We start from the raw sequence: 23,698 nt of genomic DNA, 5'->3' as shown, positions 1-23,698 counted from the left end.
CATGTTCAAAAAAACAAAAAACCTCATGAATCCAAATACAACCGATACTCTGATAGGTGAGGGAACAAGCTTTGAAGGCCGTATTAAATCAGAGGCAAGCATTCGTATTGAAGGCGGAATTACGGGTGATATCGACTGCGCAGGCGATGTCATTATTGGCGAGCACGGCGTCGTGAAATCCAATATCTCTGCGCGAGATGTGGTTCTGGCTGGCAGCGTTCAAGGGAATATTACAACCAAAGGCAAGCTGACCATTACCTCTACAGGCTCCCTTCATGGCAATATTAGCGCAGCTTCTTTCATTATTGAGGAAGGTGGCGTCTTCCAAGGCAGCAGTAAAATGGAAACGAAATCGGACGTGCCTGTTCCTGTGCCAAACAATGAGTCTGAAACTGGGAATCGACCTGTTGCTGCTCCTGACAATTTGTATAGAGGCAACACCGTGGCCATGTAATTCCTTACTGCTAGGATAGAAGCTTTCCACATGATATACTAGTTGGAAATTCATTTCTAACTGATGTAGGAGACACGGAAACTATGAGAGAACAAGCCATCCTATTTGACCTAGATGACACGTTGGTTCATTGCAATAAATACTTTGACTTTGTCATTGACCAATTCGTAGATTTGATGCTTACTTGGTATTCAGGACATGGTCTAACTAAGCAGGACATTAGGCAAAAACAGTTGCAAATCGACCTTGCTGGTATCCAAATTCACGGCTTTATGCCGGAACGGTTTCCGCAATCGTTCGTTGAGACGTATCAATGGTTCGCGCAGCACTACAACCGTCCTGTAAGTCCCAAAGAGGTGGACTGGCTCATGCAGCTAGGTCACACGGTCTACAGTTACACCGTGGAGCCATACCCACTGATGAATGAAACCCTTCACAACCTACAACAAGCTGGACACAACTTGTTTCTGTATACAGGCGGAGATGTTTCCATTCAAATGAAGAAAATCAAGGATGTCGGTCTTGACCAATTTTTTCAGGATCGTATCTTCGTAACCGTCCATAAGACACGTGAGTTTATGAATACATTGATGCAGGAAAAGCAATTCGACCGACAGCACACGTGGATGATCGGCAATTCCATCACAACAGATGTGCTGCCAGCGCTCCATGCGGGTATCCATGCGATTCATATCCCCGTTGCTGATGATTGGGTATTTAATAATGGGACGATCGACGTCACGCCGCAGGGCGCGTTTTACCAATTGCCCTCGCTACTGGAAGTGCCTGAGGCCATCCAATCGTATATTAAAGAACGATCCCCCGGTGAAAGCTGAACCGGAAGGATCGTTCTTTTTCATTAAGCAGCGACGTCACGTCTGCGAAATATTTCCCAGGAAAGTACGTTGAATAACAAAAAGTAGCACACAAGCATGGTGATGGAGAATCCAAACGTCATTCCCTCTGCTAGCGGCCGTCCCTCTAGATACGGAGTGAGATCCGTATTCGCGAATAGGAAGTATTTGCCCCACGTATACCGCAAGAACAATAAGGTAATCACTTGGCCAGCGAACATAATGAAAATGCTAAGGCCGATCGCAAGTGAAGCACTGCGAAACACAGTGGAAATCATAAAGGCCAGTGTAACGATCATCACGAGCTCAATTAATTTAAGTCCATAGGTCGCAAACACATAGAATAACATGTTTTTCTCCTGTACTTGCCCTGCCGCATTCACAATTAAATGAGGGAGACTCAGCCGCTCAAACCCATAGTAGAAGCCGTTGACAATCAAAGCAGTAATGAACAAAACGACCAGTAACGTAGCTGCAAAAATAAGTGTTGTCAGATACTTCGACAATAAGATCTTCGATCGGCTAGCCGGACGAATGAGCAGCAGTTTGATGGTTCCCCAAGTAAACTCCCCAGCTACCATATCTCCAGCAATAATGACTGTGAAAAGCGTAACCACAATAATCAAGCCAGACGCAGTGAGCATGCCTTCCCAAATCGTGTTATCAATCGGTGGGTAATTGTGATCCAGCATGTATTGCTGAAGCGCACTTTGTTCCCGCATCTGCTTCTTAAAATTCTCTGGAATATCCGGATTGGCAAGCTCTGTCTTATTGTGTTCAATCGTTTCGGAAGCCCTTGTTTTCCAGCTATCATCATTGTTGTTCGTATCGGAATGCGATAACACACCAGTGAGCACGACGATGACAATTAGCAAAACCACTAGAATCCATGTTCGAAGTCGACTATAAATCTTCATATGCTCATTCTTGATGAGATTAAGCAATAGGATCACTTCCCGTCATTTCTAAAAATTGATCTTCCAGCGACTTCGATGTTTTGCGGATGCCATATACGGAAATCCCCGCCTCTACGAACCGCTTAGTCAACAAAGCTATCTCTTGTTTGTCGAGATCCATAACAAGCTCGGCATCGATAACTTCCACGGGATATCCTTGAGCAGAAGCTAACTTCACGGCTTGTTCAATCGCGTCCACCTCATAGACGACCCGCTGTTTACCGTCCTCCTGAACATATTCCTTGATAAGTCTAACATCAACTAATTTCCCATTTTGAATGATGGCTACACGGTCACACATCAGTTCCATTTCCGCTAACAGATGCGAAGAAACAATAACTGAAATTCCTTCCTCACGGGTAAGCTTACGCAAATGATCTCGAAGCTCCCGTATGCCAGCTGGGTCCAACCCGTTAGTCGGCTCGTCCAAAATAAGAACCGACGGCTTATGCAGAAGCGCTTGCGCAATGCCTAATCGTTGCCGCATGCCCAGCGAGTAGGTTTTCACCTTGTCATGAATGCGATTCGTCATCCCGACAAGATCGATCACCTCCCCAATTCGCTCCTCGCCAATACCTGGAATCATCCTGGCATAATGAACCAAATTCTTATAGCCGCTTAAAAATTTATACATTTCCGGATTTTCTACAATCGCGCCAATATGACGAATCGCTTGTTCAAAATGTGTGCGAATCGAATACCCACCAACACGGATATCCCCCTCCGAAATCGACATCAGTCCTACCATCATACGGATGGTAGTCGTTTTACCCGCGCCATTAGGCCCGAGAAATCCGAACACCTCGCCACGCGGCACATCGAAACTGAGCTTATCAATGATGGTCTTAGAACCAATTCGTTTGGAAATATGATCCACCTGTACGATGGGCGTACCAACCTCTTTTGAAGCTGACATTCGACATCTCCTCTCTTTTTTAACCAATATAATCCAATCCTAGCTTACTTCGGCTGTCATGCCTAGAGATTTTTCAGTCATATGACTGTGCTCACTATGGCTTTTCCCTAATTTTATGTACAATGGTAAGATACGAACCGTTAGTAAAAGGAGCTCATCTATGATCCAAAGAAGACCGTGGCACGGTGTGGAGTGGTCACTGTTTATCGTCTTGACCGGCGCTGCACTGCTTGGTTTACTGTATAGCTGCCTTCACATCTATGAACAACCATTTTCCCACATCCTGTTGACTATATTGGCCATATTACTCTCTTATGGGGCTCCTTTTATATTCTGGCGACCCCACTATATCAATCCGACATGCTATCCAATTGCTGTTCTACTAACCGGTATTCCCCTGCAAATTTATTTGGCTTGGATGAAGCAGGACGCCTTACTTACCATTAATTGCCCAATTATGGTCATTGGATTCCTCACCGATCGAAAAAATGCTTGGTGGACCGCTCCTATTTTCATGTTAGGCATGCCGATGACTTACTTTTTCCTTCTACATAGCGGCATGGGAGTCGGACAATTATTTAGTTTTATCCTGAATGCTGTTCTCTTCTTCGCCATTGGATTAAGCTTACAACGCGCCGTTACTTCTAACGAGAAGACCGAGAAGCTGCTAGGTGAGAACCAACGTCAATACCATTTGATCCATGAGCAAAATAACGTCCTTGAGCAGTACGCGAATCAAATTGAGCAGCTTACTTTAGTTGAAGAGCGCAATCGGATGGCTCGTGAGCTGCATGATACCGTAGGACATACGTTCACATCCGTCATTATGGGCATGGACGCCGTCTCGTATTTGATCGAGGTTTCGCCCGAGAAAGCCAAGGAGAAGCTCGACGTCCTGCGCAATGTAACTAGAGGTGGTCTAGAAGAAGTGCGCCGCAGCATTCATCAGATGGTCCCCCAAGAGGGCGATCTGCTGCTATCTCAGCAACTGTCACGACTTGCCAATGAATTTGCTTTGCACACAGGCACACAGATTCACTTCACGACGGTTAGTGACGAGTTCGAAATTCCCAAACAAACCAAGCTCTCTTTAATTCGCTGTCTACAGGAATCACTGACAAATGCCAAGCGTCATGGTAAAGCAGCTTCTATTGAAATTGTGCTAACCTACGCCGATGACCAAATCTCCCTACGCATTGAAGATGATGGTGTTGGTTCCGAACAATTGAAAATGGGCTTCGGTATTGCCGCGATGCAAGAACGGATAACGGCGCTGCAAGGCACTTTGCAGGTACGCTCCTTACCTGAAAAAGGGACGGTTGTCCATTGCTTTATTCCTGTCAAACGTTTTCCAACGTTTTAATCGGTTTAATCGGTTTAACCCTTATAACCTTTTAAACCCTATAAACCATATAACCCCTTTTAATAGCTGTGAGGAGGATTTGCTATGACTGTAAACCAAGCACCGCTCAAACTGCTTCTGGTCGATGATCAGGATTTGATACGTGAAAGCTTACACATTGTACTGGGCATGGACCCCGATATTGAGGTTGTCGGCTTAGCTGAAAACGGGCATGTCGCTGTAAAACTAAGTGAAGAAATGCAACCCGATGTCGTTCTAATGGATATTCATATGCCGGTTATGGATGGAGTTGAGGCTACACGTCAGATTAAAGCTACATGGCCGCATATTCGTGTCATTATTTTGACCACATTCCAGGAAATTGGCTACGTTGTAGATGCACTTAGTGCAGGAGCTGAAGGCTACTTGCTCAAAGCCATTCATCCCAAAGATCTTGCCGCAGGAATTAAATGGGTCCATCAGGGCGGCACCTTAATTCCGCATGATATTGCCAAAATGCTCGTCCAGCAAGCACGTGACGGTGGAAGCGGGGCTTCCTCAGAAGATAAGGAAGAGAGCAGCGTTCGTATTGAGACGTATGGCCTCAGCGAACGTGAGCTGCAGGTACTTCACAGCATCGCCGACGGCCTCAATAATCGTGAGATCGCCGAGAAGCTATTCTTGTCCGAGGGGACTGTGAAAAACTATATCTCCAACATCTACTCGAAAATGGACGTTCGAGACCGTGTTCAAGCATCGAAAAAAGCGCATGATGAGGGGATTCTCTAATCGAGGGGAATTTCATGAGAAATGCCTTAACCTGTGCTTCAGGTGAATCGATGGATTTTATGTAGTTAAATTTTGGTATTCCCTGATCAAATGTAGAATTGATGGATAATGTACAGTTAATTTAAACAAATTCTCCCAATTTAAACAAAACAGGCAGTTTTACCTACATGTTCTACAGTTAAATCGAATTTCCGAGGAAATTCATCCTAAATAGCTGTACCTTTTCCAGTTAAAGCAAATTGGAAGAGTATCCATATTGGCGTGCAAAAAAAGACCGCTCTCCTCTAAGAAGAAGCGGTCTTTGCTGTTGATACGACTATTCGAAGAGCTTTTCGAGAAAACCCTTTTTTCTTTTACGAATCTTACTATAGCTCTTTACTCTTGAAAAAGGTAGGGACGTATCTTCCGTTGACGAATCATGGACTGGACCAGCGCTGAGACTGACTTCCTCCGATATCACTGGCGTATGTTGAAGCTCCATCTTATCTTCTTGATTCGCCGCATGCTGATGGACAACAATCGTGTTGACCAATTGCTCATGCAGTTTGTTCTCAAGCTGGTGCCTGCATAGTCGCAGAAATTGCTCTTGCTGTCTATTCTGGAGTTCAAACTGCTCATGAAGTTGCGCTTGGAGCTCTTCTACCTGCTTGGAAAGTAGCATGACGGTCTTTTGCAAAGAATGCAGATCCTGTGCCCTGACTGGCTCATCGCTCCCAACCTCATCAGAATACTCCTGATTCCCGACCATTAATGCTTGTAGCTCCTCAGCTGTAAGAAGATCTTCTTTCCTCATGCGCTTCCCTCCATTTCCGTACAACTTGCAGCCTATGCTTGGACTGCTCCTTCTTCTATTGTACATGAGTTTACGGAAATGTTCACGTTTATTAGTCTAATGAGGCGAACCAATTGATGTGCAGCATCTCGCAGTATCCACTAGATGAGAAAAACTTCTATCGAAGTCCTTCGAGGATGAGCGACCGCGTTTTAAATGTTGTTTTTATCGCCAATAAGAATTTGTTCTTCCGAGTATCGGAAACTTATAAATTCTTATGTGGTAACAAAAAACTGCTTACAGGTAACTCTCAACCTGCAAGCAGTCTAACAAATCTTATGGCAAATTCGATGATCCCATCAAGAAGCGATCCACTTCACGCGCTGCAGCACGACCTTCGTTGATCGCCCATACCACGAGACTTTGCCCGCGACGCATGTCGCCAGCAGCGAAAACGCCGTCTACGTTCGTAGCGAACTTCCCGTAATCCGCTTTCGCGTTGGAGCGCTCGTCTTTGGCTACGCCGAGCTGATCCAACACAGTGTTTTCTGGTCCCGTGAAGCCCATCGCAATCAACACCAGCTGCGCCGGGTAAACCTTCTCGCTGCCAGGCACTTCAACAGGTACGAACGCGCCCTTCTCGTTCTTCTGCCACTCGATCAGAACCGTGTGCAGCTCTTTCAAGTTGCCGTTCTCATCCCCCACGAATTTCTTCGTGTTGATTAAGTACGTCCGCGGGTCTTCGCCCTGAAGCGCAGCCGCCTCTTGCTGACCATAATCCACTTTCAACACCTTCGGCCATTCCGGCCAAGGGTTGTTCGCTGGACGTGTCTCCGGTGACTTCGGCATGATCTCAAACTGCGTCACGCTCTTACATTTGTGACGAATGGAAGTTCCTACGCAGTCGGTTCCCGTATCACCACCACCGATAACGATCACGTCTTTGCCTTCGGCGGAAATGAATTCACGATCCGCATGCTCGGAATCGAGCAAGCTCTTCGTGTTCTTGCTCAGGAATTCCATCGCCAGATGAACACCGCCGAGTTCGCGACCCTCGATCGGTAGATCGCGGCCCTTCGTAGCTCCGCCGCACAGGACGATCGCATCGAATTCCTCTTGCAGCTTTTCGATCGGGTAGTTCACCCCGACGTGAGCACCCGTTACGAAGGCAATTCCTTCGGCTTCAAGCAGATCTACACGACGCTGGACATACTTTTTGTCCAGCTTCATGTTCGGGATACCGTACATCAGCAAGCCGCCAACGCGGTCTGCCCGTTCGAATACGGTAACCCAATGTCCAGCTTTGTTCAACTGCGCTGCTGCCGCAAGTCCGGAAGGACCTGAACCCACAACCGCAACCTTCTTCCCAGTGCGCGTTTCCGGCGGTTCAGGCTTGATCCATCCTTCATCGAAGCCTTTATCGATGATCGCTTTTTCAATGCTTTTGATCGCAACCGGCGTATCCTTCAAGCCTACTGTACAAGAGCCTTCACAAGGCGCTGGACAAACACGGCCCGTAAATTCCGGGAAATTATTCGTCTTGTGCAGACGATCCAAGGCTTCGCGCCATTGACCGCGATACACGAGATCATTCCATTCCGGAATGAGGTTGTTCACTGGGCAACCAGCGGCCATGCCGCTGATCAATGCCCCTGTATGACAGAAAGGAATCCCACAATCCATACAACGGGAGCCTTGTACCTGTAATTTATCTTGCGTTAGTGGTGTCGCAAACTCTTTCCAATGGCCAATTCGGACCAGCGGAGAAGCTTCGGATGCCACTTCACGAGCGTGTTCTATAAAACCGGTTGGTTTACCCATTTACGTTTAATCCCTCCTGAGTTTCGTTAATTTCCACCGACACGGGAAACATCTCTCATATTCGCCTCGAAAGCAACCATGACCGCTTCTTGTTGGCTTAGACCGGAGCGTTTCACTTTCTCGATAGCATCAAACATCCGTTTGTAGTCCTTCGGTATAACCTTCACGAACTTCCAAACGTACTCATCCCAGTGCTGAATAACCTGGTGGGCAACGCTGCTATCCGTAAATGTGGCATGATGCTGGATCATCGTTTTCAATTCATTCATCTCATACGTTTCTTCCAGCTGCTCGAGGTAAACCATCTCTTTATTCACTTTGCTTTGGAAGTCACCATTCACATCCAATACGTAGGCAATACCGCCTGACATACCCGCTGCGAAGTTACGCCCTGTTGAACCAAGAACAACGACTCGACCACCTGTCATGTACTCACAACCATGATCGCCTACACCCTCAACGACGGCACGCACACCACTGTTTCTTACGCAGAAGCGTTCGCCCGCGATACCACGGATGTAAACATCCCCATCTGTAGCACCATATAAGGCGGTATTGCCGATAATCACGTTTTCTTCTGGTACAAAAGTCGACTTACTCGACGGGAAAATCGCCAGCTTACCGCCGGACAATCCTTTCCCTACATAGTCATTGGCATCTCCTTCGAGGGAGAGTGTGATCCCTTTCGGTACGAAAGCACCAAAGCTTTGACCCGCTGATCCTTCAAAATGTAGACGAATCGTATCGTGCGGCAAGCCATCTACGCCATGACGGCGTGTAACTTCACTGCCCACGATCGTTCCGACAACGCGATTAACGTTCGTAATAGGCAGAATCGCATGAACATGCTCTTTGCGCTCAATCGCTGGCTCACAAATATCAAGCAGCTTCGTCATATCCAAAGAGCGATCCAAGCCGTGATCTTGCTGCATTTGGCAGAAGCGACCGACTTCTTCGCCCATATCTGGTTGGTGCAGCAGCGGCGTAAGATCGACGCCTTTGGCTTTCCAATGCTCGACCGCTGGCTTGGACTCCAAGATATCGGTACGTCCAACCATCTCTTCAATTGTGCGGAAGCCAAGCTCCGCCATCATCTCACGCACATCATTGGCGATGAAGGTCATGAAGTTCACAACATGCTGCGGCTCTCCAGCAAATTTCTTGCGAAGCTCCGGATTTTGCGTAGCAACCCCAACCGGACAAGTGTCCAAGTGGCAGACGCGCATCATCACGCAGCCTATTGTAATTAGTGGAGTCGTTGCGAAGCCGAACTCCTCGGCACCGAGCAAAGCAGCTACGACCACGTCGCGCCCAGTCATCAGCTTGCCATCCGTCTCAACGACGATACGGCTGCGCAGGTTGTTCAGCACGAGTGTCTGATGCGTCTCCGCCAGACCGAGCTCCCACGGCAGTCCCGCGTGACGAATACTCGTCTGCGGTGACGCGCCTGTGCCTCCGTCGTAGCCGGAGATGAGGACTACGTCCGCTTTCCCTTTGGCTACGCCGGCAGCGATCGTGCCAACACCGACTTCGGATACCAGCTTAACGCTGATCCGTGCCCGCGGGTTGGCATTCTTGAGATCGTGGATCAGCTCAGCGAGATCCTCGATCGAATAAATATCATGATGCGGCGGCGGCGAAATCAAGCCTACGCCTGGCGTAACTCCGCGAACCTCGGCTACCCAAGGGTATACCTTGGTTCCCGGGAGTTGGCCGCCCTCGCCGGGCTTCGCGCCCTGCGCCATCTTGATCTGAATCTCGTCAGCGTTGACGAGATAGTGGCTCGTGACGCCGAAGCGGCCGGACGCCACCTGCTTAATGGCACTGCGGCGAAGATCGCCGTTCGCATCTGGCGTGAAACGCTCCGGATGCTCGCCGCCTTCGCCGGTGTTGCTCTTGCCGCCGATGCGGTTCATCGCGATCGCGATCGTTTCATGCGCTTCTTTGGAGATGGAGCCGTAGGACATGGCTCCTGTCTTGAAGCGCTTGAAGATCGACTCGATCGGTTCCACCTCTTCGATCGGAATCGGTGTGCGTCCTGCTTTGAAGCTCAGCAGTCCGCGTAGAGCCATATATTTCTCGTCTTCACGTTTGACGAGTTTGGAGAAATTTTTATACTGAGCATAGTTGTTCGTGCGAACAGCAGATTGCAAAGCATGCACAGTTTCTGGCGTATAGATGTGATCTTCCCCATCTCTGCGCCATTGCAAGTGGCCACCTGTATCCAGCACGCGATCGCGTCCTTCTTGTTCAGAGAACGCACGGCTGTGACGCATCAAGGCTTCCTTCGCAACCATTTCGATACCAATACCACCCACTGGGGTATACGTCCAAGTGAAGTAGCTATCTACCAACTCTTGGCTCAAGCCAATCGCTTCGAAAATTTGCGCCCCGCGATAGCTCTGAATGGTGGAAATACCCATTTTCGCTAACACTTTGACTACACCTTTCGTCACCGCTTTGATGTAGTTATAGATCGCCTTCTCATGATCAACACCAACTAGCTGCTTACGCTGAATCATGTCATCTAGCGTTTCTAACGCCAGATAAGGGTTGATCGCGCCTGCGCCATAGCCGAGCAATAGGGCAAAATGGTGCACTTCACGCGGCTCACCAGACTCGACAAGCAAGCTGACTTTCGTCCGAGTGCCTTGACGGATCAAATGGTGATGTAAGCCCGACGTTGCCAAAAGTGCTGGAATCGGCGCGTTTACGCTATCTACACCACGGTCGGACAGAATGAGCAGCGTTGCTCCATCGACAATGGCTTGATCTGCTGCCGTGTACAAGGACTGCATAGCACTCTCGAGGCCCGCTGTGCCTGCTGATGCTTCGAAAAGCGTCGGCAAGGTGACCGTTTTGAAACCATCACGCTGAATATGACGCAGCTTCGCCAACTCATCGTTGGAGAGGAACGGCGACTTCAAACGAATTTGACGACAGCTCTCTGGCTCCGGCTTAATCAGGTTGCGCTCTGGCCCAATCGTGGTGCCCTGCGCCGTAATAATTTCTTCAAAGTTCGCATCAATTGGCGGATTCGTTACTTGTGCGAATAATTGTTTAAAATAGTTATAAAGCAGCTGCGGACGATCCGAAAGCACTGCCAGTGGCGCATCCGTACCCATGGAACCGATCGGATCCACACCTGTTTTGCCCATAGGCTCAAGAGTCTTACGCAATTGTTCGAAGGTATAGCCAAAAGCTTGCTGGCGCTGCAGAATCGTATCATGGTCAGAGCTAAGTACAATTGGGGCCTCTTCCAGATCCTCTAAAGAAACGAGATGCTCATTCAACCAATCGCGATACGGCTGCTCGCTAGCGATGCCGCTCTTGATTTCTTCATCCGTCACGATACGACCTTCTACCGTATCGACAAGCAGCATACGTCCCGGCCTCAGACGGTCTTTGTACAAAATACGCTCAGGCTCGATATCCAACACACCAACCTCAGAAGCAAGCACGATGAAATCGTCCGTCGTTACATAATAACGAGAAGGACGCAAACCGTTACGATCAAGAATCGCTCCGATTTGACTGCCATCTGTGAAAGCAATCGCTGCAGGACCATCCCACGGCTCCATCAAGGTGCTGTGATACTCGTAGAACGCCTTTTTATCATCATCCATACCTTCATGTTTGGACCAAGGCTCGGGTACCATCATCATGGCGGCATGCGGCAATGAACGACCTGAAAGCATCAGGAACTCTAGGGTATTATCAAACATTTGGGAATCGGAACCATCGGTATCAATAACAGGAAGAATGCGCCCAAAATCTTCACCAAATAATTCAGAGTCACACATCGCTTGACGTGCATGCATCCAGTTGACGTTACCACGAAGTGTATTGATCTCACCATTATGAATCAAATAACGGTACGGATGCGCACGTTCCCAGCTTGGAAACGTGTTGGTGCTGAAACGGGAGTGAACAAGCGCTAAGGCAGATTCTACCTTCTCATCTTGCAACTCCACGTAATACGCATCCACCTGCTCAGGTGTTAACATCCCTTTATATACAATCGTCCTGCTAGACAAGCTAGAATAGTAAAATTGCGATCCCGGATGGGATATTTTGATAGCGTTTTCAGATAATTTACGAATAATGTATAGCTTGCGCTCAAAATCAAGATTTGTCGCAGTATCCACGCTTTGACCAATAAACACCTGACGAACATACGGTTCAGCGGATATTGCAGAATCGCCTAACGAACTGTTATTGGTTGGAACGGTTCTCCATCCTAGAAATTGTTGCCCTTCTTGTTTGACTATTCGCTCAATGGTACTTTCACAAGCTTGACGTGCCTCTAATTCTTGCGGTAAATACACCATACCTACGCCATAACTGCCGGAAATTGGAAGTTTAATGTTCTCTTGTTCACATGCGGATTGAAAATACGCGTCTGGAATTTGCATTAAAATGCCTGCGCCATCTCCCGTATTCTGTTCACAACCTTGCCCACCGCGATGATCCAAATTACAAAGTACACGAAGCGCTTGCTTGACGATGGCATGAGATTTGACACCCTTGATATTGGCAACAAAGCCTATACCACAAGCATCATGCTCATTCCTCGGATCGTACAATCCCTGTTTGGGAGGTAATCCATTAATAGTCATGTTGTGCAACCTTTCTTCCCTCGTTTTCGCTGGACTTTGTTAAACGCATGCTGCTTTAAAGTACTAAAAAGTAAAAATTCAATGCTTCATATTTCGACTACATCCGCAATAAGTAGAGGAAATATTCTCAATATTTTTTCTATTATATTAACACTTGGTTTCCTATAGTTCAATTTAAAAATATTTAAATTGAAAAGGTTTTCATTTTAATAGAATCACCAGTTGGATCATAGTGTATAGGCACGATAAATGTTCGCATTTCCTATATAAATACGACTGGGTGTGCATGTGATAGCAAACTTTCTATGTTTCATGCTATGATAGCTAATACCGCTAGAACATACATCCAGATCCCACATCTTAGGAGGAGCTCTGTTTGAGTATACAGCATACTTTTGGGGACGGCATGATTACTGAGCCTCTTTATCAATGGCAGCTAGAAGCTCATCCGGTTGAAATTGAGCTTTTCCGCTCAAAGCCGGTACGCCGCCTGAAGTTTTTACATCATTTCGGAGCCTCGGCTCTATTTTCACCACTTACACATTCACGATTCGAACATACGGTTGGCGTTTGGTCACTCATGGCTCACTTTTGCCCAGAAGATCCTCATCTGCGCATTGCGGCACTGCTCCATGATATCGGGCACCTGCCTTTCTCCCATGCGGTTGAGCGGACACTTGGGTATAATCATCACCGTCAGACCGAACAGTTAATCGGGCAAGGCATCATCGCCGATATTCTGATCAAGCACGGCATTTCGCCGCGGGCCATTATTGATCTTTTGAAACAAGAAACACCGTTAACGAACAAATCCACGGTTCTTGGACTCGACCACTTGGATAGCTTCCTGCGCGATACTTACTATGCGGGTCGTCAGACGCTGCCGCCTTCGGAAATAGTGAAAGGACTTCGCTTACGCGGACCCTACATAGAAGCGAATGAGGCTTCAGCCACGGCACTTATTGATGCGATTGTTGAAGAACATCGACTTATCCTGCACCCGCAGTTTCTAGCCATGGATGCGCTGCTGGCGAAAGCAACGGCACATCATTGCGAGGCAAATCCAGGCATGAAGGATCGAATCCCCGCACTCATGGATCATGAGTTGATTCAGGAGCTGCTGCAGAGCAATAATGAAACGGCTCGCGAAACGATCCATGTGCTCATGTATGAGCCTCATCGCATTCAAATTACACAAGAACCCGTACGAGGTAGCATCGAGGTCAATATCGGGAAGGTTTACAGAAAACAACCACTAATTGGCGAAAAACTCGCCTCTGAAGTTAGCTTTCAAGCTGCTGTGAAGCTGGCTGAACTGGATAGCATGGCCGCAACTTATTTTTTCACCATATAAACATCCGCAGAAGGGACTGTCCCAGCTTGGCAAAATTGTACTTTCGTTATGGCACAATGAATAGCGGTAAATCGATTGAAGTCTTACGCGTAGCTCATAATTATGAGGAACAGGGCAAAAAAGTACTTCTCCTCACTTCCGTTATGGATGATCGCTTCGGTGTTGGTAAAGTCGCTTCCCGCATCGGTATGCAAAAAGGAGCTATCGTCGTAGACGAACATTTGGATATGGTCGCTTTAGCGCAGACCGAGCGTCCGAATTGCATTTTGGTCGACGAGGCTCAGTTCTTGAACAAAGCCCAAGTCTCTCAGTTGATTGAAGTCGTCGATGAACTGGATATTCCCGTTATCGCTTACGGGCTTCGCGCTGATTTCATGGGACAATTATTTGAAGGCAGCAATGCACTTTTGGCTGTGGCGGATACGATCGAAGAAATTAAAACCGTTTGTTGGTATTGTGATAAAAAGGCAATCATGAACATGCGTTGCAAAGACGGCGTTCCTATCTTCCATGGTGAGCAGATCCAGATCGGCGGGAATGAAAGCTACGTTCCAGTATGTCGTAAATGCTATGCATCTAAGAAAAAAACAGATCGCACCTAGGATAGATATGATTTATAAAGAAAGGTGAGTTCCTTGCGTAAAAAACGGATTTTGCTATTATCTGAGGGCTTTGGGAAAGGACATACACAAGCTGCTCATGCGCTGGCCGGCGAGCTTCGGCAATCCTCGTCAGACATGATTACCCGCGTGATTGAGCTTGGCGCTTTTTTGCATCCTACCTTAGCACCCTGGGTCTTCTCGGCATACCGCCGCACGGTAACATCACACCCCAGACTGTACGGTATGCTCTATCGACATCACTATGATAAAAGGCCGAGTCGTGTAGCCAGTCTCGTGTTGCATCGCATCTTTTATTCACGAACTAGAGCCGTTATCAAGCAGTTGAAACCTGATTTAATCGTCTGTACACATCCATTCCCAAGCATCATTGTCTCTAGGTTAAAGCGCGAGGGACTGGATATCCCTCTCTTCACTGTAATCACCGATTACGATGTTCATGGAACGTGGATAGACTCAGCAGTGGACAAATATTTGGTATCCACGCCTCTTGTGAGAGAGCGTCTCATGGATTGTGGCGTTCAGGACAAGCGCATTGAGGTGACTGGTATTCCGGTTCATCCTAATTTCCGCAAGGCCCATAGCAAAGAACATATTCGTCAAGAATTTGGTCTCAAAGCTATGCCTACCGTCATGGTCATGGGTGGTGGCTGGGGTGTTTTTAAGAAAGAGGAAAAAGAAGAGATGCTGACTTATTTAGCGAGCTGGAGTAAGGATATTCAGCTGCTGATCTGTCTAGGCACGAATGAGAAAGCACGACTCCAGCTGCTGGAGGAGGATGTCTTCCGTCAGCCGAACATCCATCTGATTGGCTATACCACCGAAATTAGCAAACTTATGGATATCGCCGATCTGTTGATTACGAAGCCAGGCGGGATGACCTGCACAGAGGCAATGGCCAAGGGTATTCCCATGCTGTTCTACAGCCCGATTCCAGGGCAAGAAGAGAAAAATTGCACCTATTTCCAGGAAAATGGCTACGGACAGCGCATCACATCGGTCGCGATGATTGACCACTGGTTTAAACTGCTGCTCGAGCAATATCCCGAGCTTGCAAAGCGGAGAACAGACATTCGTGAAGAACAGAATGAGGAAGATCAAAGCTGTGCAACAGCGATCATTGCGTACCTGGAGCAGTCGGATAATCGTTCCTATATTCAGGCATCATCAAAAACACCGCTCATACAATGGTAGTATCCATTGTAAGGGCGGTGTTTTGTTATGAATCCCATTCACCGATTCGGCAAGCAAGCTATTTTTGCTTATTTAATGATCTGGTTTGTTGGCAGCCTGTGGATGATGGCCGTGCTTGGCAGCAGTTCTTTTGAACGCAAAATACTGGGCGTTGATTTCGTCCTCTATCATGAGTATGCTTGCTTCGGCTTTGCAGGAGCGCTTGGTGGTGCCCTATATGGTTTGCGCATGTTTCATGAGCATTATCAAGAGCTCACCACACAGTGGATCTATTGGTACCTCATGCGGCCTATCCTGTGCTTCGGCTCTGCGATTATCACGATTATCCTATTCGCGAGCGGTATTATGCTGCTGGAAGTTGGCGACTCGATGTCAGCGCGTATCAGCATAGCTTTTCTGACTGGTTACGGCTACGGAAAGTTCATGGAGAAGCTGCGTGATCTAACATCGACGTTCTTCAACGGGAAGAATACGAATGGAACGAACGGGAACGGGAATGGGAATGGAAACGGGAGTGATACGCCTACGAAGTGAGTGGGTTTGTGTTGAGTGAGTGAATGAATGAATGAATGAATGAATGGCAGACCTAACTTTCGTTGCGGAGTGCTGGCTGGCGGGAAGTCACGATCTTCACCCGACGCGAATAACTGGAAAACCTCCATCTATTTTCTTCAAAATTCATTCGGAATTGGATTTAGATGGAAAAACTACATCTAATTTCATCGAATTCGAGCATTCCCACTACTTCCGGCTCATTTAGCTGTAGGAAATCCATCTAATCGCTGAAAACACGGAAACCCGACTGAAATAGATGGAGGAAATCCATCTAATCTGCTGCGGCGGTGAGTTTGGGTTGGCGTATGCTGACGGTGAAGGTGGTGCGTGTTACGGCAAATGGTGCGGAGTGTGGTGGGTGTGCGAGAGTAGCTGGGTGTGGTCCGGGGTGCGATGTGGCGTGCGAGTAGACATATGTTACATGATGTATCGTGCAAGTAGACAAGTGGTGCGGGATTCGATTGGTGCTGCATGTTATGGCATGTGGCGCGGAGTGTGATGAGTATGGGAGTAGCTGAGTGAGATCCGGGGTGCGATATGTCTTATGAATAGACATGTGGTGCGGAGTGTGGGGAGTAGCTAGCTGCATGAAAAAAAATGCCACCGCGCGAAGACAGCCGCGGTGGCATTTCGTTTAAGGTGCATCGAAGGTATGCACCTTGTTCCAGTTCACACCACCGCTGCGGGTGGTGTACATGACACTCGGCTGCTCATTATCATTCGTGATGAGCCAGCCGCTATTCGCGTCTGCCATGCCGAGCAGCAGATCGCCGTACCCCGTGAACGACTCCGTTCCGTTCACCCAGGTCTTGCCGCCGTCCTTCGTCCAGCCGACGGAGTTTGGCTTGTCGCATGCCGGGCAGCTGCCGCCCATGAACGCTACGTCGGTGTTCACGACGTAGAGAGGGCCGGGCTTCGAGCCCGTGTTCTTCGGCCCCGACGTATCCCCCATAGGGAATCCAGGGGCCGGTCCTCCACCTGCCGTGCTGTTCACCAGCACGGTCTGCCAGGTCTTCCCGCCGTCTTTGGTATGAAACAGCGAATACGAGGTTTGTGTCATCCCCGATTCCCCAATCAGCTCGATCCACGCGTCATCCGCGCCAGCGGAGCGAATGACGGTTCCTGTTAATGTCGCGACGGTTGGACGTGACATCACAGATTTCCAATTTTGCCCGCCGTCCTGCGTGCGAAGCACTTCGATTTTATCCTGAGCTTGTCGAACAGCCCAGCCATTCTTATTATCATGAAAATAGGCATCCCCTTTGATACCTTCAGGAACTGGAAGCTTCGCCCATTTGACACCACCATCTACGGTATGTGCATTGCCGCTAAAAGCTTCCTGCTTCGACACGAAATGGAGGAACGCTTGATTGGGAACGGTACCGACTGTCGACCATTTGGTTCCACCATCCTTCGTACTAAACAGCTTCCCCGTTTCTTTCTCTGTTGCCCACGCATCCTGATCATTCAAGGCAAATAGCTGCCCTACCTCACCAATGCCCGTGTACTGCACCTGCACCTTCCACTTCCCGCCACCGTCATCGGTATGAGCGATCCACCCTTTGCCTCCAATCCAGCCCTTTTGAGCATCTGCTAGCCTTAAGGCAGTTACCCCTTTCATAAGAGCCGTTGAGCCCTCACTGCCTTTGGTCGGTACGGTTGTCGGTTCTGCACTAGGAGTCGCAGGAGTTGCCGTTGGCTCCACCTTCGCCACTGTACTCGATATCGGTGATTCTGAAACCGTTACTTGACCACTCGCCTGTCCGGAAGATTTACACCCTGTTAAAGCGATACTTGTTATCGCTAACAGCAGCAGCATTCTTTTTAACATCATACATCATGCTCCCTTCACTTACTTGTGTAGTTGATATTTCATAGACGTTACTTAGGAGAGAAAAGTTGATCTACATCCTTACCATCTTCCCCCATTTTCGAGAAATTAGGCATGACTCACCCCTCTGAGGAATACAATCGTAAACAAGAAGGGGGACATAGTTACGGAAAGTGAGGAGGATCTGTTGAAATTCATTTGGGGCAAAAAGGAACTCACCTTCATGATCATTCCGGGTGCCAACCGCCATACCGTAAGATTCAAGCTTCCGCACAGTAGTCTGTATATTGTGCCTAGTGTGATCCTGCTTGTGCTGATCGGTTTCTTTGTGACGATTTACTTAATGAATACCCTGTCCCATCAAACTCAAAACAGCATGCAGCAAGCTTTCGATGGACAAGAACGTCAGTTGGTTGATCAAATTACACATCAAACAAGTGAAATTGAACAGCTGCAAATTGATTTGATTGACCTTGCTCAGCAGGCCGATGAATTTAAGGTAAAGCTAGAGGAAATTAAGAAAATAGATCATGTGATAGAACTCATGAGTCAACCAGAAACCGTAAACGGGACAAGCAAAAAAGTAGCAAGCACCCCGAGCACTAAGCCAGTGAATGGAACGAATGTTGATGTTGGCGGCAGCGATGTACCTATCACTACGGATGATGTTTCTACCCTCGTTAGCAACACGAAGCAAGGGCTTTTTTCATTAGTTGGCGATATTAATGCACTCCTCGTCAATCTCAATGAATCCGAAGCCAAAATTAAAGAAGCTGAGCACTTGCGCAGTATTACGCCTACACTATGGCCCATCGCCTCGCACAGCATTACCTCTGGCTTCGGCATCCGCATAGATCCTTTTACATACAAGCCCTCCATGCATACAGGCTATGATATCGACGGTGAGTACAATGATCCCGTCTACGTAACGGCCGCAGGTAAAGTTATTGCTGCGGGCTTTGATGGCGAGCTTGGCAACTATATTATTGTTGATCACGGCAGGGGCATTGAAACGGAGTATATGCATTTGAATAAAATATTGGTAAAACGCGGAGAATCTGTAACAAAAGGTCAGCAAATCGGTCTTGTTGGTTCTACTGGACGCAGCACGGGCTCCCATCTTCATTATGAAGTTCATAAAAACGGTATCCAAATTGACCCTAAACCTTATCTCATTTCAGATCGAAAGGATGAACGCAAATGATTGGAAGCTCAAAGTTGAAACGAATCGATACGAAAACAACAGACACATTAATTGGAGCTAGTACGATCTGTGAAGGTAAAATCATGACCGAAGCTAGTCTTCGTATTGAGGGTCAAATGAACGGTGACATTGAATGTGCCGGTGACGTCACGATTGGTGAGAACGCTGTCGTTCAATCGAATATCCACGCCCGCGATGTGATCGTAGCCGGCAAAGTGAAAGGCAACATTTATACCAAGGGCAAACTAATCGTGACAAGCTCTGGGGTCTTGATTGGGAATATTGATGTGCGGTCCGTCATTATCGAGGAGGGCGGCATTTTCCAGGGAAGTAGTGCGATGAATGCAGCTGCAGTACAAAATGAGAAAACCGGAGGCGGCAAGGTCATCGATGCCAAGGCGCATAAGCAACAAAAAAGCGAACAACAAGCTGCTTCTGGTGGAAATTAGAGCAGCTTTATATACAAAGAGCTCGTCTTCATCCGCTGGCGGCGGGTGCGACGAGCTCTTTCTCATTTCCCAGCTTTCACTTCGGCCAGCATAGAAAGATCCACAAACCGGCTAAGATCCAGCTCCTCTGGCTTAATACCTTTGATGTATCTAGCGCCGATAGACACCTTCGCCATCTCTTCCATCACTTTGACATCCACGTCAGTGGTCAGCTTGAGGCGGCTAAGCGAAGCTTTAATCAAGCTTTTGTCCATACCTTTACCACTATATTGCTTCAACTGATTGTTGATCAGATCATAAGCTTGCTCGGGACTATTTTGAATGAACGCGATACCGTCCAGATTCGCCTTAATTGCGCCCTTCACAATATCGCGATGCTTGGCGATAAACGAATCGCTGGCCACCATAATCACCGTTGGATAGTCGCCATTGTTGGGCGGGATCGCCTGCCAATCGGCAACAACTTTACCGAACCCAGCCTTCTCAATCTGCGTTCCCCAGGGCTCAGGGACTAAAGCTGCATCGATTTCTTTCTGACGAAAAGAGATCAGCGTATCCGCTGGAGAGCGGACGATGAGATGCGCGTTCTCCTTGCCTCTGCCTAGCGAAATGTCTGCTTGCTGAAGCAGCAAACGCAGCGAAATTTCATTCGTATTCCCCTTGGCAGGGATCGCGATGGTTTTATCTCGCAAGTCTGCGGTCGTCTGGATGCCTGCATCCGATCTCGCAACCAGCACGGCACCGCCGTTATTGGATCCGGAAACCACGCGGAAATTACCGCTTTTCAAGAAAAAAGTTGTCGCAGGTCCTGGACCTACGAATCCTACGTCGATATCCCCCGTCGCCATCGCGATGGACAGATCGGAACCGTTATCGAAGGGTGTCACTTCGATCTTCACTTCGTCGCCCCATTCGCGGGCAAAGTAACCTTTTTCCAGCGCGATGTAGGCGGCGGCATGGGTCACATTTTTGAACACACCGACTCGAACGACCTGTGGCTTACCGGAGGCTGTCAGCTTTTCCTCGCAAGCGCTCAGGAGTGTCATAGCGAAGAGTAACAGCAGAAGTACTTTGATGCGCCTCGTCATCACGCCCACTCCCCTACGACTTGGAGCCAGCGAGGCCGTAGCGCTCTAGCACTTTATCTTCTAGTTTTTTGAAGCAGAAATGGTCTGAAACCGTGCCTAGCACAGCGATAATAATGACGATACAGAGCATCAGCGAGGTGTCTCCGAGATTTCGTCCATCTTGTAAAAGCTGACCTAACCCCGCGCCCTTGGCAATCAACTCACCCGCAACAAGAGCCCGCCAAGCAAATGCCCATGCTGTACGTACACCGTTGATCAAATGAGGGAAAGCAGCCGGAATCATAACCTGAAGGAACAGGTTAAAGCCATTCCCCGTCCCCATCGTCTGTGCGGCGCGCAAATAAATAGGCGGGATATTCTTGATCCCTGTACGGCTTGCCAAAGCCATCGTCCAAGTAGCCCCAAGTGTCGTGATGAAAATAACGGAGGTTTCGTTTAATCCGAACCAAATAATAGCAAAAGGCAACCAAGCAATACTCGGAATTGTCTGCAAAGAAACGACTAGGAAGCCTAACGTGTCATCGAGCAAGCGATATCTAGCAAATAGAAAACCTAGCGTTGTCCCTATCGCGAGTGACAAAGCAAAAGAAATGAGCAGCCGCAGCATACTCGCTCCAGCAGCCTGCAGCAGCTCCCCATGCACGATGCCGTCATAGAAAGCTTGCAGTGTCTGCGAAACCGAAGGGAATTTCCATCCCCAGCCGAAAATCCTATATCCCGCCTCCCAAGCTATCAGAAGCAGTACCAGAAAAATCGTTCTTCTTAATGCTGTACTCATCGCCAGTCTCCTCTCTCACAACTTTCTCCAGCTCATCCGCCAGTGCGTCCATAATCAACGCCTCCATATGATGGAGCACGGAATCTGCGCTGTCGCGAGGTCTCGCTGCTTTGACAGTGAACTCCTTCTTGATCGTGCCAGGACGTGTGGACATCACCAGAACCCGATCCGACAGGATGACTGCTTCGCGAATATTGTGGGTAATGAAGAGAATTGTTTTGCGCGTACGCATCCATATTTCTTCCAATTCTTTATGCAAAATAAGGCGTGTTTGCTCGTCTAATGCCGCAAAAGGCTCATCCATCAGCAAAATTTCCGGGTCCATCGCGAGCGCTCTGGCAATCGCTGCCCGCTGTTTCATCCCGCCTGACAGCTCATGCGGATATCGATCCGCGAAGCGGCTTAGATGCACAGATTTGATCTGCTCCATCGCCATCTCGTGGCGCTCTTCCTTGGGGATTCCCTTCTGCCTAAGGCCAAAAGCCACATTGTCTAACACCGTCAGCCATGGGAAAAGACCATGCTCCTGAAACACGACGACACGGTCCGCTCCAGCACCTGTTACCTTTTTCCCATTAACCTGAATGGTGCCTTCAGACTGCGTATCAAAGCCAGCGACAAGGTTCAGAACCGTCGATTTCCCACAGCCTGAAGGGCCGAGCAGGGAGACGAACTCCCCTTTTTTTATCGTCAATGTGATGTCATCCAACGCTTTATAACTGCCGCCGATGCGCTGAACGAACGTCTTGCTGACTCCCTTAATCTCGATCAAGCTCTCTCATCCCCCTGCGAAGCAAACGTATAAACACTCATACTTTCAAATCGATTAGAATAACATTTTCAAGCCTGCCAAGCCTAACCCAATGATGAATCCGCAAATCGCACCATTCACCCGAATCCATTGTAGATCGCTGCCGATCTTCTCTTCCATGAGCACCGTCAACTTCTCGTTGTCGAGTTTGTCTAGGTTCTCTTTCACCAGTTGGCCGATTTTACTGTGATTTTGTTCCACGTAGGACGCGATCTGCTCTTGAATCCAGTCTTCCCCCTTGTGCAGCATATCGGGGTTTTCGCGAATGGATGTAAGCATTTTGCGTATAATGGGCACTACATGCTGAGGAACAAAGTCCGGCTCATCGATGAAGGCTTCCGCTTTTTCTTTTAGTTTTGTAAGTAACAGCGCTAGCTTCTCATCAAGGTCGAACAGCTCAGGAAGCTTTGATTTCAGTTTTTCTAGCTCTGCTAGCAACTGTGGATTACGCTCTAACTTGTGGAGCTCGTTACGGATGAAAGTAAGCACAGATTCTCGGCGCGGATGGTTTTTCGTACGCATTTGTTCGATATAGCTGAGTACGAAATTCTGGATAATACCGCCAATTTTCTCCTCGTTAACCATACCAATAAACGCATTCACGGCAAAAGCCATGAAGCCATTCGACTGCAAACCTTCAAATGCTTTGATCGCCATTGCTCCCAGCTGATCACGCGTGTCCGCTTTGATTGCCCATGCCGCCGCTTTGTCTAGGACAAAATCGAACGTTTTACCGTCGTATCCGCCATCTTCGATGCTGTCCACAACGGTGCGTACGAGTCGGCTTGTATCAACGTCTTGGAGCGCTTTATGAATTTCCTCTGCTAAGAGAGGAGTTAATTTCTCTAGATCAATCGCTTGAAGAGCTTGTTGCGCTAGCGCCGTGAGTCCTTTGTGCAAGGACGCATTGTCCAGCTGCTTGTCTGCCAGCTCTAGGCCGCGTTCCAAGAAACGGATTTGCTGCAGGCGCGCCCGAATGGTTTCTTTGGACAGCAGTTCATTCTGTACCGTGGAGACGAGCGCCTTCGTGATCTTCTCCCGATTGTTCGGCAGCAGCGCCGTATGTGGGATGGGAATACCTAGCGGATGACGGAAAAGGGCGCTAACTGCGAACCAGTCGGCCAAGCCGCCGACAACCCCTGCCTCGAACCCGCCTTGCAGGAATGTGCCCCACACCGTGGAGGACACAGCTGTTGGCAGCGTAGCCAGAAAGCCCGCACCCATTACACCAAGTGAAACCGTTGCTATATACTTTGCTTCTTTTTTCATCGTCATAACATCTCTTTCCTCG

The 23,698-nt window shown here is 48.3% G+C and carries 20 protein-coding genes; 10 read left to right on the top strand and 10 right to left on the bottom strand.

Annotated elements, in window-relative coordinates; all coding sequences use genetic code 11:
* Position 1: 1 nt before the first annotated feature.
* A complete protein-coding gene (locus AB4114_RS09835) occupies positions 2-454 on the top strand; it encodes a bactofilin family protein (RefSeq protein WP_441988297.1) in 453 nt (150 codons plus the stop codon).
* Positions 455-537: 83 nt separating this feature from the next.
* Positions 538-1,290: an HAD family hydrolase gene (locus tag AB4114_RS09830; protein ID WP_441988296.1), complete on the top strand. Its 753-nt coding sequence runs from the start codon at positions 538-540 to the stop codon at positions 1,288-1,290.
* Positions 1,291-1,313: 23 nt separating this feature from the next.
* Here AB4114_RS09830 and AB4114_RS09825 read toward each other — a convergent pair whose 3' ends face one another.
* Together AB4114_RS09825 and AB4114_RS09820 are read right to left on the bottom strand one after the other, a co-directional pair.
* Complete coding sequence (locus tag AB4114_RS09825; RefSeq protein ID WP_441988295.1) at positions 1,314-2,252, bottom strand: ABC transporter permease; 939 nt, start codon at positions 2,250-2,252, stop codon at positions 1,314-1,316.
* Positions 2,245-3,180, bottom strand: a complete 936-nt coding sequence (locus AB4114_RS09820; RefSeq protein WP_441988294.1) for an ABC transporter ATP-binding protein — start codon at positions 3,178-3,180, stop codon at positions 2,245-2,247. The genes AB4114_RS09825 and AB4114_RS09820 overlap by 8 nt, the downstream gene beginning before the upstream one ends.
* Before the next feature lie 160 nt (positions 3,181-3,340).
* Here AB4114_RS09820 and AB4114_RS09815 point away from each other — a divergent pair, with 160 nt between their 5' ends.
* Positions 3,341-4,543, top strand: a complete 1,203-nt coding sequence (locus AB4114_RS09815; protein WP_441988293.1) for a sensor histidine kinase — start codon at positions 3,341-3,343, stop codon at positions 4,541-4,543.
* 84 nt (positions 4,544-4,627) lie between these two features.
* Positions 4,628-5,311 (top strand): response regulator, encoded by a 684-nt coding sequence (locus tag AB4114_RS09810; protein ID WP_441988292.1) that lies wholly within the window; start codon positions 4,628-4,630, stop codon positions 5,309-5,311.
* 316 nt (positions 5,312-5,627) lie between these two features.
* On the opposite strand, the gene AB4114_RS09805 is transcribed toward AB4114_RS09810, so the two are convergent.
* The 3 genes from AB4114_RS09805 to gltB form a co-directional block, all read right to left on the bottom strand.
* Positions 5,628-6,104 carry a hypothetical protein gene (locus tag AB4114_RS09805; RefSeq protein WP_441988291.1) on the bottom strand — a complete coding sequence of 159 codons (477 nt, stop codon included), beginning with the start codon at positions 6,102-6,104 and terminating at the stop codon, positions 5,628-5,630.
* Positions 6,105-6,419: 315 nt separating this feature from the next.
* Positions 6,420-7,904 carry a glutamate synthase subunit beta gene (locus tag AB4114_RS09800; RefSeq protein WP_441988290.1) on the bottom strand — a complete coding sequence of 495 codons (1,485 nt, stop codon included), beginning with the start codon at positions 7,902-7,904 and terminating at the stop codon, positions 6,420-6,422.
* Positions 7,905-7,930: 26 nt separating this feature from the next.
* Positions 7,931-12,523: a glutamate synthase large subunit gene (gltB, locus tag AB4114_RS09795; RefSeq protein ID WP_441988289.1), complete on the bottom strand. Its 4,593-nt coding sequence runs from the start codon at positions 12,521-12,523 to the stop codon at positions 7,931-7,933.
* A gap of 376 nt (positions 12,524-12,899) precedes the next feature.
* Here gltB and AB4114_RS09790 point away from each other — a divergent pair, with 376 nt between their 5' ends.
* The 4 genes from AB4114_RS09790 to AB4114_RS09775 are packed head-to-tail and all read left to right on the top strand — an operon-like array spanning position 12,900 to position 16,225.
* Positions 12,900-13,877, top strand: coding sequence for an HD domain-containing protein (locus AB4114_RS09790; RefSeq protein ID WP_441988288.1), 978 nt, complete (start codon positions 12,900-12,902; stop codon positions 13,875-13,877).
* Positions 13,878-13,903: 26 nt separating this feature from the next.
* On the top strand, positions 13,904-14,479 hold the full coding sequence (locus AB4114_RS09785) for a thymidine kinase (RefSeq protein ID WP_441988287.1): 576 nt from the start codon (positions 13,904-13,906) through the stop codon (positions 14,477-14,479).
* Positions 14,480-14,512: 33 nt separating this feature from the next.
* Complete coding sequence (locus AB4114_RS09780; protein WP_441988286.1) at positions 14,513-15,691, top strand: MGDG synthase family glycosyltransferase; 1,179 nt, start codon at positions 14,513-14,515, stop codon at positions 15,689-15,691.
* 27 nt (positions 15,692-15,718) lie between these two features.
* Positions 15,719-16,225, top strand: coding sequence for a hypothetical protein (locus AB4114_RS09775; protein ID WP_441988285.1), 507 nt, complete (start codon positions 15,719-15,721; stop codon positions 16,223-16,225).
* Between the two features lie 655 nt (positions 16,226-16,880).
* Here the strand turns inward: AB4114_RS09775 and AB4114_RS09770 are convergent.
* Positions 16,881-18,080: a YCF48-related protein gene (locus AB4114_RS09770; RefSeq protein ID WP_441988284.1), complete on the bottom strand. Its 1,200-nt coding sequence runs from the start codon at positions 18,078-18,080 to the stop codon at positions 16,881-16,883.
* Positions 18,081-18,264: 184 nt separating this feature from the next.
* Here AB4114_RS09770 and AB4114_RS09765 point away from each other — a divergent pair, with 184 nt between their 5' ends.
* On the top strand, positions 18,265-19,281 hold the full coding sequence (locus tag AB4114_RS09765) for a M23 family metallopeptidase (protein ID WP_441988283.1): 1,017 nt from the start codon (positions 18,265-18,267) through the stop codon (positions 19,279-19,281).
* Positions 19,278-19,730, top strand: a complete 453-nt coding sequence (locus AB4114_RS09760; RefSeq protein WP_441988282.1) for a bactofilin family protein — start codon at positions 19,278-19,280, stop codon at positions 19,728-19,730. Before AB4114_RS09765 ends, AB4114_RS09760 begins: the two co-directional genes overlap by 4 nt.
* Before the next feature lie 62 nt (positions 19,731-19,792).
* On the opposite strand, the gene AB4114_RS09755 is transcribed toward AB4114_RS09760, so the two are convergent.
* From AB4114_RS09755 to AB4114_RS09740, 4 genes are read right to left on the bottom strand one after another with little or no spacing between them, the layout of a single operon-like run.
* Positions 19,793-20,818, bottom strand: a complete 1,026-nt coding sequence (locus AB4114_RS09755; protein WP_441988281.1) for an ABC transporter substrate-binding protein — start codon at positions 20,816-20,818, stop codon at positions 19,793-19,795.
* A 13-nt stretch (positions 20,819-20,831) separates the two neighbouring features.
* A complete protein-coding gene (locus AB4114_RS09750) occupies positions 20,832-21,596 on the bottom strand; it encodes an ABC transporter permease (protein ID WP_171632455.1) in 765 nt (254 codons plus the stop codon).
* Complete coding sequence (locus AB4114_RS09745) at positions 21,529-22,368, bottom strand: ABC transporter ATP-binding protein (RefSeq protein ID WP_441988280.1); 840 nt, start codon at positions 22,366-22,368, stop codon at positions 21,529-21,531. The genes AB4114_RS09750 and AB4114_RS09745 overlap by 68 nt, the downstream gene beginning before the upstream one ends.
* A 54-nt stretch (positions 22,369-22,422) precedes the next feature.
* Complete coding sequence (locus tag AB4114_RS09740; protein ID WP_441988279.1) at positions 22,423-23,682, bottom strand: DUF445 domain-containing protein; 1,260 nt, start codon at positions 23,680-23,682, stop codon at positions 22,423-22,425.
* Between the last annotated feature and the right edge of the window lie 16 nt (positions 23,683-23,698).

Source organism: Paenibacillus sp. 2RAB27, assembly GCF_052115445.1.
Lineage (GTDB): Bacteria > Bacillota > Bacilli > Paenibacillales > NBRC-103111 > Paenibacillus_E.
The sequence above is the reverse complement of the archived record's forward strand: the minus strand, read 5'-3'. Positions and strand labels throughout refer to the sequence as shown.

Coding starts and splice junctions, on each gene's coding strand:
- AB4114_RS09835 (WP_441988297.1), top strand. CDS start 2: ATGTTCAAAAAAACAAAAAACCTCATGAATCCAAATACAACCGATACT.
- AB4114_RS09830 (WP_441988296.1), top strand. CDS start 538: ATGAGAGAACAAGCCATCCTATTTGACCTAGATGACACGTTGGTTCAT.
- AB4114_RS09820 (WP_441988294.1), bottom strand. CDS start 3,180: ATGTCAGCTTCAAAAGAGGTTGGTACGCCCATCGTACAGGTGGATCAT.
- AB4114_RS09815 (WP_441988293.1), top strand. CDS start 3,341: ATGATCCAAAGAAGACCGTGGCACGGTGTGGAGTGGTCACTGTTTATC.
- AB4114_RS09810 (WP_441988292.1), top strand. CDS start 4,628: ATGACTGTAAACCAAGCACCGCTCAAACTGCTTCTGGTCGATGATCAG.
- AB4114_RS09805 (WP_441988291.1), bottom strand. CDS start 6,104: ATGAGGAAAGAAGATCTTCTTACAGCTGAGGAGCTACAAGCATTAATG.
- AB4114_RS09800 (WP_441988290.1), bottom strand. CDS start 7,904: ATGGGTAAACCAACCGGTTTTATAGAACACGCTCGTGAAGTGGCATCC.
- gltB (WP_441988289.1), bottom strand. CDS start 12,523: ATGACTATTAATGGATTACCTCCCAAACAGGGATTGTACGATCCGAGG.
- AB4114_RS09775 (WP_441988285.1), top strand. CDS start 15,719: ATGAATCCCATTCACCGATTCGGCAAGCAAGCTATTTTTGCTTATTTA.
- AB4114_RS09770 (WP_441988284.1), bottom strand. CDS start 18,080: ATGATGTTAAAAAGAATGCTGCTGCTGTTAGCGATAACAAGTATCGCT.
- AB4114_RS09760 (WP_441988282.1), top strand. CDS start 19,278: ATGATTGGAAGCTCAAAGTTGAAACGAATCGATACGAAAACAACAGAC.
- AB4114_RS09755 (WP_441988281.1), bottom strand. CDS start 20,818: ATGACGAGGCGCATCAAAGTACTTCTGCTGTTACTCTTCGCTATGACA.
- AB4114_RS09750 (WP_171632455.1), bottom strand. CDS start 21,596: ATGAGTACAGCATTAAGAAGAACGATTTTTCTGGTACTGCTTCTGATA.
- AB4114_RS09740 (WP_441988279.1), bottom strand. CDS start 23,682: ATGACGATGAAAAAAGAAGCAAAGTATATAGCAACGGTTTCACTTGGT.